Below are 16,030 nucleotides of genomic sequence, written 5' to 3'. Positions count from 1 at the left end.
CGATGACAGACACCCTCCTCTCCGTGCGCGATCTCTCCGTCGCCTTCCATCAGGGCGGCGACACGTCCATCGCCGTCGACCACATCTCGTTCGACATCAAGCGCGGCGAAACGGTTGCGCTTGTCGGCGAGTCCGGTTCGGGCAAATCGGTCACGGCGAACTCGATCCTGAAGCTACTGCCCTACCCGGCCGCCAGCCACCCGAGCGGCGAGATCCTCTTCAACGGCAAGGAACTGCTGAAGGCGAGCGATGCCGAGCTGCGCCACGTTCGCGGCAACGACATCACGATGATCTTCCAGGAGCCGATGACGTCGCTCAATCCGCTGCACACGATCGAACAGCAGATCGGCGAGATTCTCGAGCTTCACCAGGGCATCGAGGGCGCTGCGGCGCGCGCGAAAACGCTGGAGCTCCTCGATCAGGTCGGCATCCGCGAAGCGGAGAAGCGGCTCGGCGCCTATCCGCACCAGCTTTCCGGCGGCCAGCGTCAGCGCGTGATGATCGCCATGGCGCTTGCCAACCGTCCGGAACTCTTGATCGCCGACGAACCGACGACGGCGCTCGACGTCACCGTGCAGGCACAGATCCTCGAGCTTCTGAAAGCACTCAAGGACCAGCACGGCATGTCCATGCTGTTTATCACCCACGACCTCGGCATTGTCCGCAAGATCGCCGACCGGGTCTGCGTGATGACCAAGGGCAAAATTGTAGAGACCGGCCCGACGGCGGAAATCTTCGCCAACCCCCAGCACGCCTATACGCGGCACCTGCTCGCCTCCGAGCCTAAGGGGGAGCCGCCGGCTTCCGATGCATCGAAGCCGATCGTCATCGAAGGGAAGGACGTGAAGGTCTGGTTTCCGATCAAGGCCGGTTTCCTGCGTCGCGTCGTCGACCATGTGAAGGCGGTGGACGGCATCGATCTTACGCTTCGCGCCGGGCAGACGCTGGGCGTCGTCGGCGAATCCGGCTCGGGCAAGACGACGCTCGGTCTGGCGCTGACGCGGCTGATCTCGTCAAAGGGACGGATCGCGTTCATCGGCCAGAATATCGACGCCTATAGTTTCGGCGAGATGCGGCCGCTCAGGAACCGGATGCAGGTGGTCTTTCAGGATCCTTACGGATCACTCAGCCCGCGCATGTCGGTTGCCGATATCATTGGCGAGGGGCTGAAGATCCATGAGAGGGCGCTCTCCGACAACGAGCGCGACTCGAGGGTCGCCGCGGCGCTGCAGGAGGTCGGCCTCGAGCCGGCCACCCGCTGGCGCTACCCGCATGAATTCTCCGGCGGCCAGCGGCAGCGCATCGCGATCGCCCGCGCCATGGTGCTGAAACCGCAATTTGTCATGCTCGACGAGCCGACCTCGGCGCTCGACATGAGCGTTCAGGCGCAGGTGGTCGACCTCCTGCGCGACCTGCAGCGCAAGCACAACCTCGCCTATCTGTTCATCAGCCACGACCTCAAAGTGGTGCGGGCGCTTGCCAACGAGGTGATCGTCATGCGGCTCGGCAAGGTGGTCGAACAGGGGCCGGCCGAGAAGATTTTCAGCGCGCCCGCCGAAGACTACACAAAGGCACTGATGGCCGCCGCCTTCAATCTCGAGGCCGTCAACCTTTCCGCCATCCGTCAGTAGAGCGCCCGCAATGCCCGCGAAAAGCCCCGTCATCGTCGACCTGAAATTCATTCCGGACGAAGTGGATACCGCCCTCGAGGGCGCCTTCCCCGGACGCGAAGTGATCAACCTTGCGGATCCGACCCATCGAGGACGGGACCTCTCTGGCATCGACTATGCGGTGGTCTGGAAGTCAGCGCCCGATCTCTTCTCGCGCGCGCCGGACCTGAAAGTCGTCTTTTCCGGCGGCGCCGGCGTCGACCATGTGCTGAAACTGCCGGGCCTCCCCGAGGTGCCGCTGGTGCGGTTCGTTGACCGGACGCTGACGACCCGGATGAGCGAATGGGTGGTGATGCAATGCCTGCTGCATCTGCGCCAGCAGCGCGCCTACGAGGCGCTGGCAAAGAAGCGCGAGTGGCGCGATCTCAGCCAGCCGGAGGCCGCCGACGTCACCGTCGGCATCATGGGCATGGGCGTGCTCGGACAGGACGCCGCCCGCAAGCTCGCCGTGATGGGCTTCAAGGTGATCGGCTGGTCGCGCAGCAAACGGACCGTCGAGGGCATCGAGACCTATGACGCCGCCGGCCTCGACGCGTTTCTCGGCCGGACGGATTTTCTGGTCGGCCTGTTGCCACTGACGCCCGATACGCAGGGCATTTTCAACGCAGCCCTCTTTAAGAAACTCCGCCGCAAGGGTCCGTTCGGCGCCCCGGTGTTCATCAATGCCGGCCGCGGCGGCAGCCAGGTGGAGGCCGATATTCTCGAGTGCCTCGATTCGGGCGTGCTGGACGCCGTGTCGCTCGACGTCTTCGAAGAGGAGCCGCTTTCCCGGGATAGCCGCTTCTGGGACATGCCGAACGTCTATGTGACGCCGCACGTCGCCGCGTCGTCAGACGTCAAGGCGCTCTTTGCCCATGTCAACGAGCAGATCGACCGCTTCGAAAGCGGTCTGCCTTTGGAGCATGTGGTGGATAAGGTAGCCGGCTACTGATCTGAGGCGCCGCGTCCTCCCTCTGTCATCCTCGGGCTTGACCCGAGGATCCACACACAAGATGAGCGGGTGGGGCGTACCTGGCTGGTTTCTGGATCCTCGGGTCAAGCCCGAGAATGACTGAGCTTTTGGCAGGATTCAGCCCAAATCGCCTAAGGCCGGCGATACCCCGTCGGCTCTCCGTAAAGCCAGCCGATGCGGCGGATGGCGTCGTCGAGCCCTTCGCGGGCAACGGTCATCGTATAGCCATTGGCATGCACCAGGGACTTGTCGTCCTCCATGATGGCGACGTGCCCTTTCCAGAAGACGAGGTCGCCGCGGGAGAGGTCGTCGCGGCCGATCGGCTGGCCGATCGCGGCCTGCATATCCGTGTCGCGCGGTGCCTGCCGGCCTGTCATCTGCATCGCGAGCTGCACCAGACCGGAACAGTCGATGCCGAAGCCGGAGCGGCCACCCCAGAGATAGGGCGTTTCGAGGAAGCGGGTGGCGATGGCGACGTAGTCGTCGCCGATCGGGCCACCGGCCGGCGCGCAATGGTTGGTGACGACCGCCAATCCACCGTCGAGGAGAAAATAGCGCGTGCCGCGCGTCTCGGCCTCGCCGACGACATTCAGCCGGCTTCCCATCGAGAGCGCGAACGCTTGCGGGAAGCGTAGGTCGGCGCCGCGATAGACGAATGTGCGGGGCACCGCGACGATGTGGGTCGCCGGCGCGCCGGGCTCCCCGACCGCATCCCGCGGCACGTAGCCGACATAGCCGTCGAGGTCCGACTTGACCCAGGCCCATCCGTCAGCGACGTCGAGAATGCGTGCCGTTTCGCCATAGAGCAATTCCGTCTCGGTGCCGCCGGCGAGATCCGGCCTTGCCCGAAGCGTCGCCACCGGCACGGACACCGTGGCCGGCGTCCCGTCGACGAAGCGCTTGGCTTCGACGAGACCGCGCAGGCGCTCTTCCGCAAGGTCGGCGCGATAGGCATTAAGACGGCGATCGAGCAGTTCTGGCATGGCTGAACTCACAGTTTGCGGCCCTGATTGATGATCAGATCGCCGAACTTTTCAAGATATAGCGCGCCCTCGACGGTGCGCTTGATGACCACATTACGCCTGTCGCGCTCGTCGCGCACCCGGTCGACGAGGCCGAGCGCGCCCATCGTGTCGAGAGCGCGGGTGATCACCGGCTTCGTCACGCCGAGTTTCGCCGCGAGACCGCGCACCGTGTGCGGCGGCGGCACGAGGTAGATTTCGAGCAGGATCGCCATCTGGCGGAGCGTCAGATCGCGGCTATCGACGCGGACCTGCTCGAGCGAGACGGCATGCCAGAGCCCCAGCGCTTGGGAAGGCGTCAGTTCGACCGGCAAGGGAACTCCTGCGTAAGTCACGTTGCCAGCACCATAGGCGGCCGATCGTTACGCAAGCGTTTCTTCCAGTCATCGAATCCCGGCGACGAGTAGCATTCCCCTACCCTGCAAGCCGGTCTATGTGTTGATAGAGCGCCCTTATTGCCTGGGCTTCACCGCCGATCGGCGAATGCGGACGTTCGGACGGGGCCCAGCCGAAAATGTCGAAATGCACCCAGCTCTTCGCATTCGTCACGAAGCGCTTCAAGAACAGCGCCGCGGTGATCGAGCCGGCCATTCCGCCCGAAGGCGCATTGGTGAGATCGGCGATCCGGGCGGAGACATCCTTGTCGTAGCCCATATAGAGCGGCATCCGCCAGAGCGGATCGTCCACCGCAAGGCTCGCCTCGGAAAGGTCGCGGGCCAATTCCTCGTCGTCGGTAAAGAAGGGCGGCAGGTCCGGGCCGAGCGCGACGCGCGCCGCCCCGGTGAGCGTCGCCATGTCGACGATGAGGTCGGTACTCTCCTCGTCGGCATAGGCGAGCGCATCGGCAAGGATCAACCGGCCCTCGGCATCGGTGTTGTCGATCTGCACCGTCAGGCCCTTGCGGCTCCGGTAGATGTCGCCTGGCCGGAAGGCATTGGAGGAAATCGAATTCTCGACGACCGGCACGATGACGCGCAGGTCAACCTTTAGCTTCGCGTCCATGATCATCAGCGCGAGGCCCATGACATTCGCGGCGCCACCCATGTCCTTTTTCATCAGCAGCATCGAGGCGGCCGGCTTGATGTCGAGACCGCCGGTGTCGAAACAGACGCCCTTGCCCACGAGTGTCACCTTCCTGTGTCCCTTCTTGCCCCAGCGCATCTCGAGGAGCCGCGGCGCCTCGGCGCTGGCGCGGCCGACCGTGTGCACCAGCGGGAAATTCTGGGTCAGCAGGGCTTCGCCGGAGATCACCGAGACGTCGGCCTTGTAGTGGGCGGCGAGCGCCCGGAAGGCCGATTCCAGCGCTTCCGGCCCCATGTCGTTGGTCGGCGTGTTGATCAGATCTCGGGCCAGGAAGACGCCGGCAAGCTGCCGCTTGATGTCGGCCGCATCCGCGTCGGCCGGGATCATCAGTGTCGGCGCCTCGGGCTTGGGGGACTTGTAGCGCTCGAAGCGGTACGAGCCCAGGCCGTAGCCGAGCGCCAGGCGATTGGCGGTCAGCGGCGCCGTCTCGATATGCCATTTGCCGGCTGGCAGGGCGCGGGCGAGCTTGCCGCTCAGGAACGGCGCCTGTGATGGCTTCGTGCCGAGGCCGAACAACGCGCCGCCGAGGTGGCCGTCCGCCGAGGGGATGAGGAGAACGGCGCCGGACTCCGCCTTGAAGCCGGCCTTTTTCGCCCAGTCGAGGGCGATCGGGTCGATGCTCCCGGACTCGATATGCGCCGGCGTCACCGCGAAGATGGGCAGCGTCTTGCCGGCGCTGGCGTTGAACGGCGACGGCCGCTCGATGAACTGGAAGGGAGCCATGAATGTCCTCGACTGACGGATAAGGGATGGTGCAATTAACGCTCTGTTAGGGTTAACAGATTATTGCTGGAGTGAAAGTTGCGCCGTTGATGTTGGGAGTTCCGGTGCCAATTGCCTGGTGGGACGCCGCTTCATGACAACGCAAGACATCTTCTCTTCCTCCATGCATCGCCTCGCTGTTGCAGCCGCGGTCGCGCTGACGGCGATGGCGCTCGGCGGCTGCGCCGGACAGCAGGGCAATAAGGAGCTGACGACCGGCTCCATCCCGAAGCTGTCGAAACCGGTGCCGTCGATGAACGCAACCGAGCTTGCGGCAGCCGCGGAGAACATCGGCCAGGCCTACGAGCGCGACCCCAGGAACCGCGAAGCGGGCCTGAACTACGCCAATCTCCTGCGCATGAGCGGGCGCAACGAACAGGCGCTCGCCGTGATGCAGCAGGTGGCGATCAACCACCCGACGGACCGCGAGGTCCTCGGCGCCTACGGCAAGGCCCAGGCCGCCGCCGGACAGCTCGAACAGGCGCTTGCGACGATTGGCCGGGCGCAGACGCCCGACCGGCCCGATTGGAAGCTGAAATCGGCCGAAGGCGCCGTCCTCGACCAGCTCGGCCGCTCGTCCGAGGCGCGCCTGCGGTATCGCGAGGCGCTGGATCTCCAACCCAACGAGCCCACGATCCTATCGAATCTCGGCATGTCCTATCTCTTGACCAAGGACCTGAAGACCGCCGAGACCTACCTCCGTTCTGCCGCAGACAAGCCCGGCGCCGACAGCAGCGTCCGCCAGAATCTCGCCCTCGCCGTCGGGCTGCAGGGGCGTTTCCAGGAGGCCGAAACAATCGCCCGGCAGGAGCTGACTCCCGAGCAGGCGGAAGCCAACGTCACCTATCTGCGCTCAATGCTTTCCCAAAAGGGCGCCTGGACCGAGCTCGCCAAGGCGGACGACGGAAATACGAACTGAGCGGGATGAAGAAGGCCGCACAGTTTTGCGCCCTTCACCGCGCGTTCACTTCTTCGTGAGATAGCACCCCGACTATGAAGGTTGCAGATGGTCGGCGCAATTTCCGGCTCAACCGCGATGGCGGTTGTCAGCTCATCGAACTCCACTTCATCGTCGAGCACTGTTTCAGAGATCGAGGCGCAAATCGCTCGGAAGGAGGCGGAGCTTTCCAGACGAGACCGAGAAGCAGACGATCCAAAGCGAGATCGCGGCACTCGAGTCCAAGCTCGAGCAGCTTCAAAGCACAAGCAGCAACGCGGCCGAAGAGAGCGTGCAGCCAGAGACCAAGCTTGCCGGTGAAAGCGAATGAATCGGCACGCGCAATTTCGATGAAGAAACCGAATTCGGCGAGCGCACCATCTACCTGTAATGCACGTCGCTCGACAGCGTGGCGCGCGGTCTGGGGCAAAGACATCCTGTTATGACAGCATTGAGCTGCTTGTGATTGCATCCTCGGGTCAAACCCGCGGATGATCGATTACTTGCGAATCCCGCAGCCCACTCTACAAGGCGCCGCGTCTAGAACTTATCCGCCACCTGTATTCCCGCCGGGCCGAGAATGACGGCGACGAGCACCGGCAGGAAGAAGAGGATCATCGGCACCGTCAGTTTCGGCGGCAGCGCGGCCGCCTTCTTTTCCGCCGCCGTCATGCGCTGGTCGCGGCTTTCCTGCGCCAGCACGCGCAGAGCCTGTGCAATCGGCGTGCCGTAGCGGTCGGCCTGGATCAGCGCCTGCATCACCGCTTTGACCTCCTCGAGGCCACTGCGCAAGCCGAGATTTTCGAGCGCGATGCGCCGGTCGGGCAGGAACGACAGTTCCGCCGTCGTCAGCACCAGTTCCTCGGCCAGCGCCGCCGACTGGGCAGAAATCTCGTCGGCGACGCGCCGCATGGCGAGTTCCATCGAGACGCCCGATTCGACGCAGATCAGCAGCAGGTCGAGCGCGTCCGGCCAGGCACGGCGGATCGAATGCTGGCGCTTCGATATCGCATTGGCGATGAAAATGTTCGGCGCATAGAAGCCGAGATAGGAGAAGCCGAGCGCGAAGCATACACGCAGCATGAACGGCTTGTCGGCGAAGTTGCCCAGGACGAAAATGTAGACGACGGCAACGCCCAGAAACAGGAACGGCAGGCAGAACCGCGCGAAGAGGAAGCTATTCAGCGCATTCTGCGAGCGGTAGCCGGCGGTTTTCAGCCGATTGACGGTGTTCTCGTCCACCAGCGCCTGCCTGAGATTGAGCCGCTCGACGACCTGCCGAACCGAGGTATTGTGCTGCGCCCTGAGACTTGCCTTGCCGGCCGCGGCTTCGGCGTTCAGCCGGGCACGCTCGCGGGCGCGGATCTGCTCGCGTTCGGTGGCGACGGATTTCATTCGCTTGGTCAGGTCGCCGCGTTCGAACAGGGGAATGGCGAGCGAGTAGAAGGTCGCGAGCACGGCCATCGACACGAGGACTGCGATGATTATGTTCGGGTCGGTGAGTGTCCTTATCCAGCCGTCCATCGCGCTCTCGCCTCAGATATCGAAATTGATCATGTTGCGCATCACGAAGATGCCGATGCTCATCCAGACGGCCGAGGCACCCATGATGAGATGTCCGCGCGGATCGGTGAAAAGCACCATCATGTAATCGGGCGATGTCAGATAGACGAGCGTCGCCACGATGAAGGGCAAGGCGCCGATGATGCAGGCCGAAGCCTTGGCCTCCATCGACAAGGCGCCGACCTTCGCCTTCATCTTCTTGCGCTCGCGCAGGACCTTGGAGAGATTGCCGAGCGCTTCGGACAGGTTGCCGCCGGCCTGCGCCTGGATGGCGATGACGATCGCAAAGAAGTTCACCTCGGGCAGCGGAATGCTCTGGATCATGCGGGCGCAGGCCTCCGGAACGTTGAGACCGACCTGCTGGGATTCGACGACGCGGCGGAACTCCGTCTTCACCGGCTCCTGACCGTCGCTGGCAATCAGCCGCAGTGCATCGTTCAGCGGCAGACCGGACTTGATCGAGCGGACCATGACGTCGAGTGCGTTCGGAAACTCGTCGAGGAATTTCTTGCAGCGCCGCTTGATCTTCCATCCGACGACCCAACGCGGCAAACCGGCCGCTGCGATCAGCCCGACACCGGCAGCGATCCACAGGCCGGTCCCGGCGATGAGGACGACGATGAAGGCGAACAGACCGAAGACCGCGCTGAACAGATAGAACTGCGTCGGAGAGATCGAAAGATTGGCCTGCTCCAGCCGCTTCTTCATCGACGGAGCGGAATTGGCCGTTTTTTCCTGCTGCTTCTTTTCGAGCTCCTTCAGTGAATCCTGCAGGGATTTTCGCCGCTTGGACATTTCGTTGACGCGGTCGCGGGCCGCCTTGATCTTTACGCGGTCCGTCTCGGCGGCGCTGACGCGGCGCAGGCGGCCTTCCGCCTTCTTGTCGTTTTCGATCCGGGAATAGAGCACACCGTAGGCGAGCGCCGCCGCCGCAAGTGCGACGAGGCCGGCCAATGCCAGGACGGTGATGTCTATGCCGAACATCGCGTGATCTGTTCCTTCGCTTCAGCCCGCGGGCGGCCGCGGGGTTCCTTGTGGGAGCGGGATGCGGGCGGAAAACCGCACACATTCTTCCTCATCCCGCTCTAGTTCTTTTCCATCGCGTCGAGTGTGGCGGCGAGCCGCTTGTCCTCGTTGAAGTAGCGGGCACGATCCCAGAAATGCGGCCGGCCGATACCGGTCGAAACATGGCGGCCGATAATCCTTCCATTGGCGTCCTCGCCGTCGATCTCGTAGCGCATCAGATCCTGGGTGACGATCACGTCGCCTTCCATGCCGGTCACCTCGGTGACGTGGGTAATGCGGCGCGACCCGTCGCGAAGACGCGAGGCCTGGATGATCACGTCCACCGAGCCGGCGATGATTTCGCGAACGGTCTTGGCCGGCAGCGTGTAGCCGCCCATGGCGATCATCGACTCCATGCGGCTCAGGCACTCGCGCGGGGTGTTGGCGTGGATCGTGCCCATCGAGCCGTCATGGCCGGTGTTCATCGCCTGCAGCAGGTCGAAGACCTCCGGCCCGCGCACTTCGCCGACGATGATGCGTTCCGGACGCATGCGAAGGCAGTTCTTGATCAGGTCGCGCATGGTGATCTCGCCCTCGCCCTCGATGTTCGGCGGGCGGGTTTCGAGACGAACCACGTGCGGCTGCTGCAATTGCAATTCGGCGGAGTCTTCACAGGTGATGATCCGCTCGTCGGTGTCGATATAGCGCGTCAGGCAGTTGAGCAGCGTCGTCTTGCCGGAGCCGGTGCCGCCGGAAATGACGATATTGCAGCGGACGCGGCCGATGATCTGCAGCAGAACCGAGGCCGCAGGCGTGATCGACCCGAAGCGGACGAGCTGCTCCAGCGTCAGCTTGTCCTTCTTGAACTTGCGGATCGTCAGGGCCGTCCCGTCGATCGCTAGCGGCGGGGCGATGACGTTGACGCGCGAGCCGTCCGGCAGGCGGGCGTCGCAGATCGGGCTCGATTCGTCGACGCGCCGGCCGACCTGGCTGACGATGCGCTGGCAGATCGACAGAAGCTGAGCGTTATCGCGAAAACGGACCTCCGATTCCTCGACCTTGCCGCCGACTTCGATAAAGGTCTGGCCGGCGCCGTTGACCATGATGTCGGCGATGTCGTCGCGCGCCAGCAGCGGCTCGAGCGGCCCGTAGCCGAGTACGTCGTTGCAGATGTCGTCGAGCAGCTCCTCCTGCTCGGCGATCGACATCGCGAAGTTCTTGATGGTGATGATGTCGTTGACGATGTCGCGGATTTCCTCGCGCGCGCTCTCGGTATCGAGCTTGGCGAGTTGCGACAGGTCGATCGTATCGATCAGCGCGGAGAAGACCTGCGATTTCGTATCGTAGTAGTCCTCCGCCCGCGGTGCACGGCGGCGCACCGGTGCGGCCGGTTGCGCACGGGGCGCGGCAGCGGCCGGTTCGGCGAGGATAGGCGCTGTGGGACGCTCCATTACCGCCGACGGCGCAGCCGGCATGGACGGCGGCATCACGAGCGGTTGCGCGCCAGCCTTGCCAAAACCTTCATTTCCGCGTTTGCCAAACATCACTTCATTCCGCTTGCTGCATCATTCCTTCGGTTTCGAACCGGACGGGAGCCAGAAATGCTCCCTCCGCGCGGGCGCCTATCGCCTGCCGAGCTTTGCCAGAACCTTGCCGAGACCGCCCTTGCGTGCCTTCTTGATCGCCGTGCGTCCGGTCAGAAGATGGGCGAGCTGCGAAAAGGTCTCGGCGGCGGGGGATTTCCTGTCGATTTCCGCGATCATCCGGCCGCTATTGGCGGCATTTCCGAAGAGCACCGTGTCGAAGGGGATGATGGCTGCAGCCTCGATTTCCAGCGACTCGCAGAATTCGTTGGGGGCGATTTCCGGCCGCTTGGGCATCCCCACCTGATTGAGGACGAGATGTGGCGCCCTGTCGTTCGGCCGAAGCTTCTTCAGAGCGTCGAGGAGGTTCTTCGTATTCCGGAGACTTGCCAGGTCGGGAATCGCGGTGATCACCACCTCGTCGGCCTCCCCGAGCACTGAACGGGTCCAGTCCGACCAGGCGTGCGGGACATCCAGCACCGACACGGGCGCGCTGCGCTGGAGGATTTCGAGGATCGGCTGGAAGGCTCCCGCCTCGAAATCATAGGCGCGGTCGAGCATCGAGGGCGCGGCGAGCAGCGACAGGTGTTCGGAACACTTGGTGAGAAGCCGATCGAGAAAGACCTCGTCCAGCCGGTCCGGCGCCGAGACGGCCTCGGCAATCCCCTGCGGCGGATCCTGGTCGAAATCGATGTTTGCCGTGCCGTAGGGCAGATCGAGGTCGGCGAGGATGGTTTCCGTCGAGAACAGGTTGGAGATGCCCCAGGCGCAATTGTGGGCAATGACCGACGAGCCGCAGCCCCCCTTGGCGCCAATGAAGGCGAGGCTTCGCCCGACAGGTTCGGCTTCGGGATCGACGAAGATCGCCGAAACCGCCGCCAGAAGATCCGCCATCGCTACCGGCGCGACCATATATTCCGAGATGCCATTGCGGATCAGTTCGCGATAGAGCGCAATGTCGTTGTGGCGGCCGATGATGACCACCTTGGTGGTCGGATCGCAGACCGCGGCGAGCGGCGCCAGCTCCGCAAGCAGGGATCGCGGCTCCGTGGCGGTCTCGAGGATGATCAGATTGGGCGTCGACACGCTCGCGAACATGTTTGCGGCGGCGGCGATACTGCCTCCGGTGATGCGAAGGCTCACCTTCGCCATACGGCGATCCTGCCCACAGCGCTCCATGAGGCGCTGCATGGCCTCGCTCTCGCAGAAGGCATGGATCGAAATGCGCGGCAACGGCCGAAGCTGATCGAGATCACCGGGGCGCGATACGTCCGCCGCAAGCTCGGCTCCGCCGGTGTCGATGCTGTATTCAATCGCGCTCATCTTCGTTCCTCGAAATGCTACATCATCCAACCGTCGCTCAGTCATCCGAGGCCGCATCGCGCCAGGCGTCGATCACTTCCCCGCGCTGGGCCGCGTCGACCGGCGACATCTGGCGCGGACCGATCAGGTCCGTCGGATTGGCGATCTGTGCGGCCAGGTTGGACTGCGAAGCGCAGCCGAAATTATAGTAGTTGCGGTTTTCCATCGTCAGCGTCAGGTCTTCCGGCCACTCGCCGCAGGGCGCGGTCTGCGCGGTGATCGCGACATAGCTCAAGCGGATGGGCGCGGCGTCGCCCGAGGAAAGCGCTTCGTAACTCGTCTCGATCATTCTCTTCGGCGGCACGCCGGCAGCCGTCAGCAGGCGCCGGATGTCCTTGCGGACGAATTGCGCGGCGTGGCTGTTGACGGAGCCGCGCGGCAGCATGATCTGGATCACGCCGCTCGACGCATTGCGGTATTCGGTCGCAAAGCCGCGGATGACGTCGCGCGTGCCCGCGGTCAGCCGTCTGTCCCCCGAGGCGACCGGAATGTCGATGACCCGCTCCCCTTCGGTAATGACGATCGGATGGCGGGTACGGTAATCGTCCGGGATCGAGCCGGTCGACAGATTGTCCTTGCTGCCGCAGCCGGCAAGCAGGCCGGCGACGATCGCCAATGCGGCCATGCGAGCGAAGGTGCGGGTCAACGGCATCGGGGCCAGCCTTTCAAGTCTTTTGTGAACTGCGTTTCGGTTGTGCATGACCCGACCTATTTGTAGATGAAGCCGACAGTGCCGTGATAGCGGCCGACGGGGGCGGCCGCCTCCGGACGTCCATAGATCCGATTGACGCGTCCGACGAAGAAGCTCTCGAGATCATTGGCCGGATTGAAGTTGTCGTCTGGCCGGGACAGCGCGCTGCGGGCGACCGGCCGCACCAGATAGGGCGTCGCGATGATCACGAGTTCGGTCTCGTTGCGCTGGAAATCCTTGCTGCGGAACAGCGTGCCGAGGATCGGGATTTTCGAAGCGCCGGGCAGGCCGGACATCGCCTGGCGGATATTGTCCTGCACGAGACCGGCGATGACGATCGAGCCGCCGGAGGGGAGTTCGACGCTGGTCGAGGCTTCGCGCCGGCGGATGCCGAGGAAGGTGTTACCGGGAATATCTCTAAAGCTATTTCCCGTTACAACCGATCCCTCATATGTCGGCTCCGAAACTTCTGTCTCGATTGCCAGGCTGATGCGGCCGGCACCAAGGACGACAGGCTTGAAGTTCAGGCGAATGCCATATTCGGCATCTTCAACTTCCCGCTCAACGACCGGGACGGACTGTCCAGTAGCCTCATCCTCTTCCGTCGTGATCTCCTGCACGCCGGCGAGCCGGAATTCGCCGCCGACATAGAACTTGGCCTCTTGGCCGGAAATCGCCGTCAAGCTCGGTTCGGCAAGCGTCCGCATGACGCCCGCCTGCTCCATCGCGTTGATGTAGCTCTGGACCAGGGTACCCCCGACATTGTTCTGTATGAGCGAGTTCGCGGCGACCCCGATTGCGTTGCCTAGATTGGCTGGGTTGCGGAAGCTCAATCCACTTTCGCCGTCAGTGACGCGGCCGTTGAAGCCGAGCTGCTTCAGCACCTGGCGGCTGACCTCGGCAACAGTGACTTTCAAGGTCACCTGATCCTCGCCCTCGACTGTCAGCAGATTGACGATCTGCGAGGTCTGACGCTCCTCGGCAAAAATATCGGCGTCGCCATTGGTGCCCTGGGCAGTGATGTTGCGGGTCGTCGCCTCGCCGCCCTGCAGGAAGGCGCGGGCCAGATCGACCGCCTTGGTGGAGTCGAGCGGCGTGCGGACGGTGCCGGTCAAGACCACGTTGTCGGAGACGATCTCGACACGGATATCTGAATCTGGAATGAAGCGGCGAAGGTTGGCTTCGAGGCCGGCGACATCACGCTCGACGGCAACATCGAGGCTGACGATCTCCTCGCCATTTGGGCCGAACACGAAGATATTGGTCTGGCCGACGGTCTTGCCGAACAGATAGATGCGGCGCGACGTGCGCGTGACGGCATCGGCGAGAGCCGGGTCGGCAACGAGGATATCGTGGGCGTCAGTCGGGAGATCGACGACGACTGCCTTGTTGAGCCCGAGATTGACCTTTTTCTTGACGCCCGGACCGCTCTCGACGATCCGGACCACCGACGATGCGGCGGCTTGCGCCGTCGGCACCGCCGGCAGCATCACGCCGGAGAATGCCAGCGAGAAGGAAAGACCGGCTGCTAGACAGGTCCGAAATGTGTTTCCGCTCGGCTTCACGTTACGCCCCGTCCGATTCTTACTGCTGGTTCTGAGTGGTGCCGGTGTCGTCGTTCTTGACGATGGAACCGGATTTGATGACTTGAATGCTCGGCTGGCCATCGCCGCTCAGAAGATAGTCGGCTGCCTCCGTATCGGCCTCCTGGGCATCGGCGACGCTGCGTAGAGCCAGCGAGATGCGCTCGGCCATCTGCTGCGCGACCGTCATCACTTTCGATTGGTCGGGCGTGAGCTCGAGTGTGGCTGTGGTGCCTATGACGGACTTCGAGCCGTCATCCTTCTCTTCGACCTGCTGGTCGATCGCCAGCACCCGGACATTGCTAAGCACGGTTTCGGTCAGATAGACGTCGCCGTCCGACTTGCGGACCATGATGACGTCGACGCGGTCGTTGGGCAGGATGAAGCCGCCGGCGCCGGTCGCGACGGTGATTTCCGTGGCGACGGCCCGCTTCCCGGCCGGCAGCAGCGACGACATGATGCGGTTCGATGGATCGGCGATCTTTTCCTGGCGGAGGGGCTCGCCGTCGAAGAGCGGCAGGCGAACGACGGCACCGGATAGATCGTCGATTGCCGCCGGGCGGCTTTCCTCGGTGATCATGCCGTCGGCGACGCCGTCTTTCGGCCAGGCCATCCAATGGATCGAAGCGGCGCCGAGCCGGGAACCCACCGGCAGGCTCTTGCTTGCGACGAGCACATTGATGCTCGGCGCCTGCTCGACAAGCGGTTCCGCCATCCTTTGCGCGGGAGCGCGGGTGAGCTTCATCGCCAATAGCCCAGCCATTGCCGCGGAACCCACGGCTACCGCCAGAATGATGATGCGCACCGGTTTCATGATCTCTAAGCCCCTGAAATACCCCGGGGACAGATTGATCAGGAATTGGTGTAATTATAGTTAACGGATCGCTTATGAACGCGGTTAACGAGAAGTAATCGGCGTTTTCGCAACTATGCCGTGGTCACGAAAGTTGCGCGAAAGCGGCTTCCATAAGCGGCGATGAGGGATAAGCGGCAAAGCCGCCGAGCGCGATCGCGATGCCGTAGGGTATTTTTTCGCCGTCAGCAGCAGCTGCGGTACCGGAATGCCGCTCGCCAGAATTGCGTTCTCCTGCCGGCGCAAGAGAAGCACGGCCAGGGTCAACAGCCCGCCGAAAATGGAGACATAGACAAGAAAGGCGACGAGCGATGCATCGAGGCCGAACCAGATGGCGCAGGCGGTCAGCAGCTTGGCGTCGCCGCCGCCCATGATACCGAACGCGAAAAGGCAGAAACAGGCGGCAAAAACCAGAACGGCCGCCGCCACGTGAAGCCCGACCTGTCCGAGACCGAGGCCAACGAAGGGTGCCGTGAGGACAAATGCGCCAAGCAGGATCGCCGACACCCGGTTGGGGATCGTCATCGTCAAGAGATCCGAGATCCCCGCAAAGGCGAGGCAAAACGGAAGGACGACAAAGGCGGCAGCTATGGTCAATTTGCTCTCCGGCGGCGCTTCAAAGAAACAATGATCGAGGGCATGCGGTGATCGCACGAAAGGAGCTGTCTATGAAAAAGGGTCGCTTCAGGCACTGAAACGACCCTCTTTCCAAAGCACAGGAAAATCTGCCGCTTACATGTCGGTTACGGCAGTGCTCATCTCGTCTTTGAGGCCCGTGAACAGCAAATCGAGCTGATCGCCAAGCGCCGTTGCGCCGGTGATGAGCGCCACCGAGATCAGGGCTGCGATCAGGCCGTATTCGATAGCCGTTGCACCGGATTCGTCTTTCATCAGGCGGGCGAAAATGGTCTTCATGGAGGTTCTCCTACTTCACGTTGTTGTTCAGCACTTCCGCCAACTGTTT

Annotated in this window: 15 protein-coding genes and 1 pseudogene; 3 read left to right on the top strand and 13 right to left on the bottom strand. The window is 63.3% G+C overall.

Features of this window, described 5'->3' with window-relative positions; genetic code table 11:
- Positions 1-2 precede the first annotated feature (2 nt).
- Complete coding sequence (locus USDA257_RS29185; RefSeq protein ID WP_014766588.1) at positions 3-1,631, top strand: ABC transporter ATP-binding protein; 1,629 nt, start codon at positions 3-5, stop codon at positions 1,629-1,631.
- A gap of 10 nt (positions 1,632-1,641) precedes the next feature.
- Positions 1,642-2,601, top strand: a complete 960-nt coding sequence (locus USDA257_RS29180) for a 2-hydroxyacid dehydrogenase (RefSeq protein WP_014766587.1) — start codon at positions 1,642-1,644, stop codon at positions 2,599-2,601.
- A gap of 152 nt (positions 2,602-2,753) precedes the next feature.
- On the opposite strand, the gene USDA257_RS29175 is transcribed toward USDA257_RS29180, so the two are convergent.
- From USDA257_RS29175 to USDA257_RS29165, 3 genes are all read right to left on the bottom strand, one after another.
- Entirely contained in the window at positions 2,754-3,605 is an 852-nt protein-coding gene (locus USDA257_RS29175; RefSeq protein WP_014766586.1) for a C40 family peptidase, read from the bottom strand.
- Between the two features lie 8 nt (positions 3,606-3,613).
- Positions 3,614-3,958: a MarR family transcriptional regulator gene (locus tag USDA257_RS29170; protein WP_014766585.1), complete on the bottom strand. Its 345-nt coding sequence runs from the start codon at positions 3,956-3,958 to the stop codon at positions 3,614-3,616.
- Positions 3,959-4,058: 100 nt separating this feature from the next.
- Positions 4,059-5,450 carry a leucyl aminopeptidase family protein gene (locus tag USDA257_RS29165; protein ID WP_014766584.1) on the bottom strand — a complete coding sequence of 464 codons (1,392 nt, stop codon included), beginning with the start codon at positions 5,448-5,450 and terminating at the stop codon, positions 4,059-4,061.
- 133 nt (positions 5,451-5,583) lie between these two features.
- Between USDA257_RS29165 and USDA257_RS29160 the strand changes: the two genes are divergently transcribed.
- On the top strand, positions 5,584-6,408 hold the full coding sequence (locus USDA257_RS29160) for a tetratricopeptide repeat protein (RefSeq protein WP_014766583.1): 825 nt from the start codon (positions 5,584-5,586) through the stop codon (positions 6,406-6,408).
- Between the two features lie 127 nt (positions 6,409-6,535).
- On the opposite strand, the gene USDA257_RS36820 is transcribed toward USDA257_RS29160, so the two are convergent.
- The 10 genes and pseudogenes from USDA257_RS36820 to USDA257_RS29110 all read right to left on the bottom strand — a co-directional run bounded on the left by USDA257_RS36820 (position 6,536) and on the right by USDA257_RS29110 (position 15,981).
- The gene (locus USDA257_RS36820; protein ID WP_161623547.1) at positions 6,536-6,898 is read right to left on the bottom strand and encodes a hypothetical protein; all 363 of its coding nucleotides are present in this window, start codon (positions 6,896-6,898) and stop codon (positions 6,536-6,538) included.
- A 68-nt stretch (positions 6,899-6,966) separates the two neighbouring features.
- The gene (locus USDA257_RS29150) at positions 6,967-7,950 is read right to left on the bottom strand and encodes a type II secretion system F family protein (protein ID WP_014766581.1); all 984 of its coding nucleotides are present in this window, start codon (positions 7,948-7,950) and stop codon (positions 6,967-6,969) included.
- 12 nt (positions 7,951-7,962) lie between these two features.
- Positions 7,963-8,973, bottom strand: coding sequence for a type II secretion system F family protein (locus USDA257_RS29145; protein ID WP_014766580.1), 1,011 nt, complete (start codon positions 8,971-8,973; stop codon positions 7,963-7,965).
- A 101-nt stretch (positions 8,974-9,074) separates the two neighbouring features.
- Positions 9,075-10,538, bottom strand: coding sequence for a CpaF family protein (locus USDA257_RS29140; protein WP_041414819.1), 1,464 nt, complete (start codon positions 10,536-10,538; stop codon positions 9,075-9,077).
- 78 nt (positions 10,539-10,616) lie between these two features.
- Positions 10,617-11,900, bottom strand: coding sequence for an AAA family ATPase (locus USDA257_RS29135; protein ID WP_014766578.1), 1,284 nt, complete (start codon positions 11,898-11,900; stop codon positions 10,617-10,619).
- 37 nt (positions 11,901-11,937) lie between these two features.
- Entirely contained in the window at positions 11,938-12,591 is a 654-nt protein-coding gene (locus USDA257_RS29130) for a CpaD family pilus assembly protein (protein ID WP_041414817.1), read from the bottom strand.
- A gap of 56 nt (positions 12,592-12,647) precedes the next feature.
- Positions 12,648-14,120 (bottom strand): type II and III secretion system protein family protein, encoded by a 1,473-nt coding sequence (locus USDA257_RS29125; RefSeq protein WP_223843473.1) that lies wholly within the window; start codon positions 14,118-14,120, stop codon positions 12,648-12,650.
- 94 nt (positions 14,121-14,214) lie between these two features.
- Positions 14,215-15,027 carry a Flp pilus assembly protein CpaB gene (cpaB, locus tag USDA257_RS29120; RefSeq protein WP_014766575.1) on the bottom strand — a complete coding sequence of 271 codons (813 nt, stop codon included), beginning with the start codon at positions 15,025-15,027 and terminating at the stop codon, positions 14,215-14,217.
- 124 nt (positions 15,028-15,151) lie between these two features.
- A pseudogene (locus USDA257_RS29115) lies at positions 15,152-15,663 on the bottom strand (A24 family peptidase).
- 135 nt (positions 15,664-15,798) lie between these two features.
- Positions 15,799-15,981: a Flp family type IVb pilin gene (locus tag USDA257_RS29110; protein ID WP_014766573.1), complete on the bottom strand. Its 183-nt coding sequence runs from the start codon at positions 15,979-15,981 to the stop codon at positions 15,799-15,801.
- Between the last annotated feature and the right edge of the window lie 49 nt (positions 15,982-16,030).

It is taken from the genome of Sinorhizobium fredii USDA 257 (assembly GCF_000265205.3).
Lineage (GTDB): Bacteria > Pseudomonadota > Alphaproteobacteria > Rhizobiales > Rhizobiaceae > Sinorhizobium > Sinorhizobium fredii_B.
This window is presented reverse-complemented; position numbering and strand designations above follow the sequence as displayed.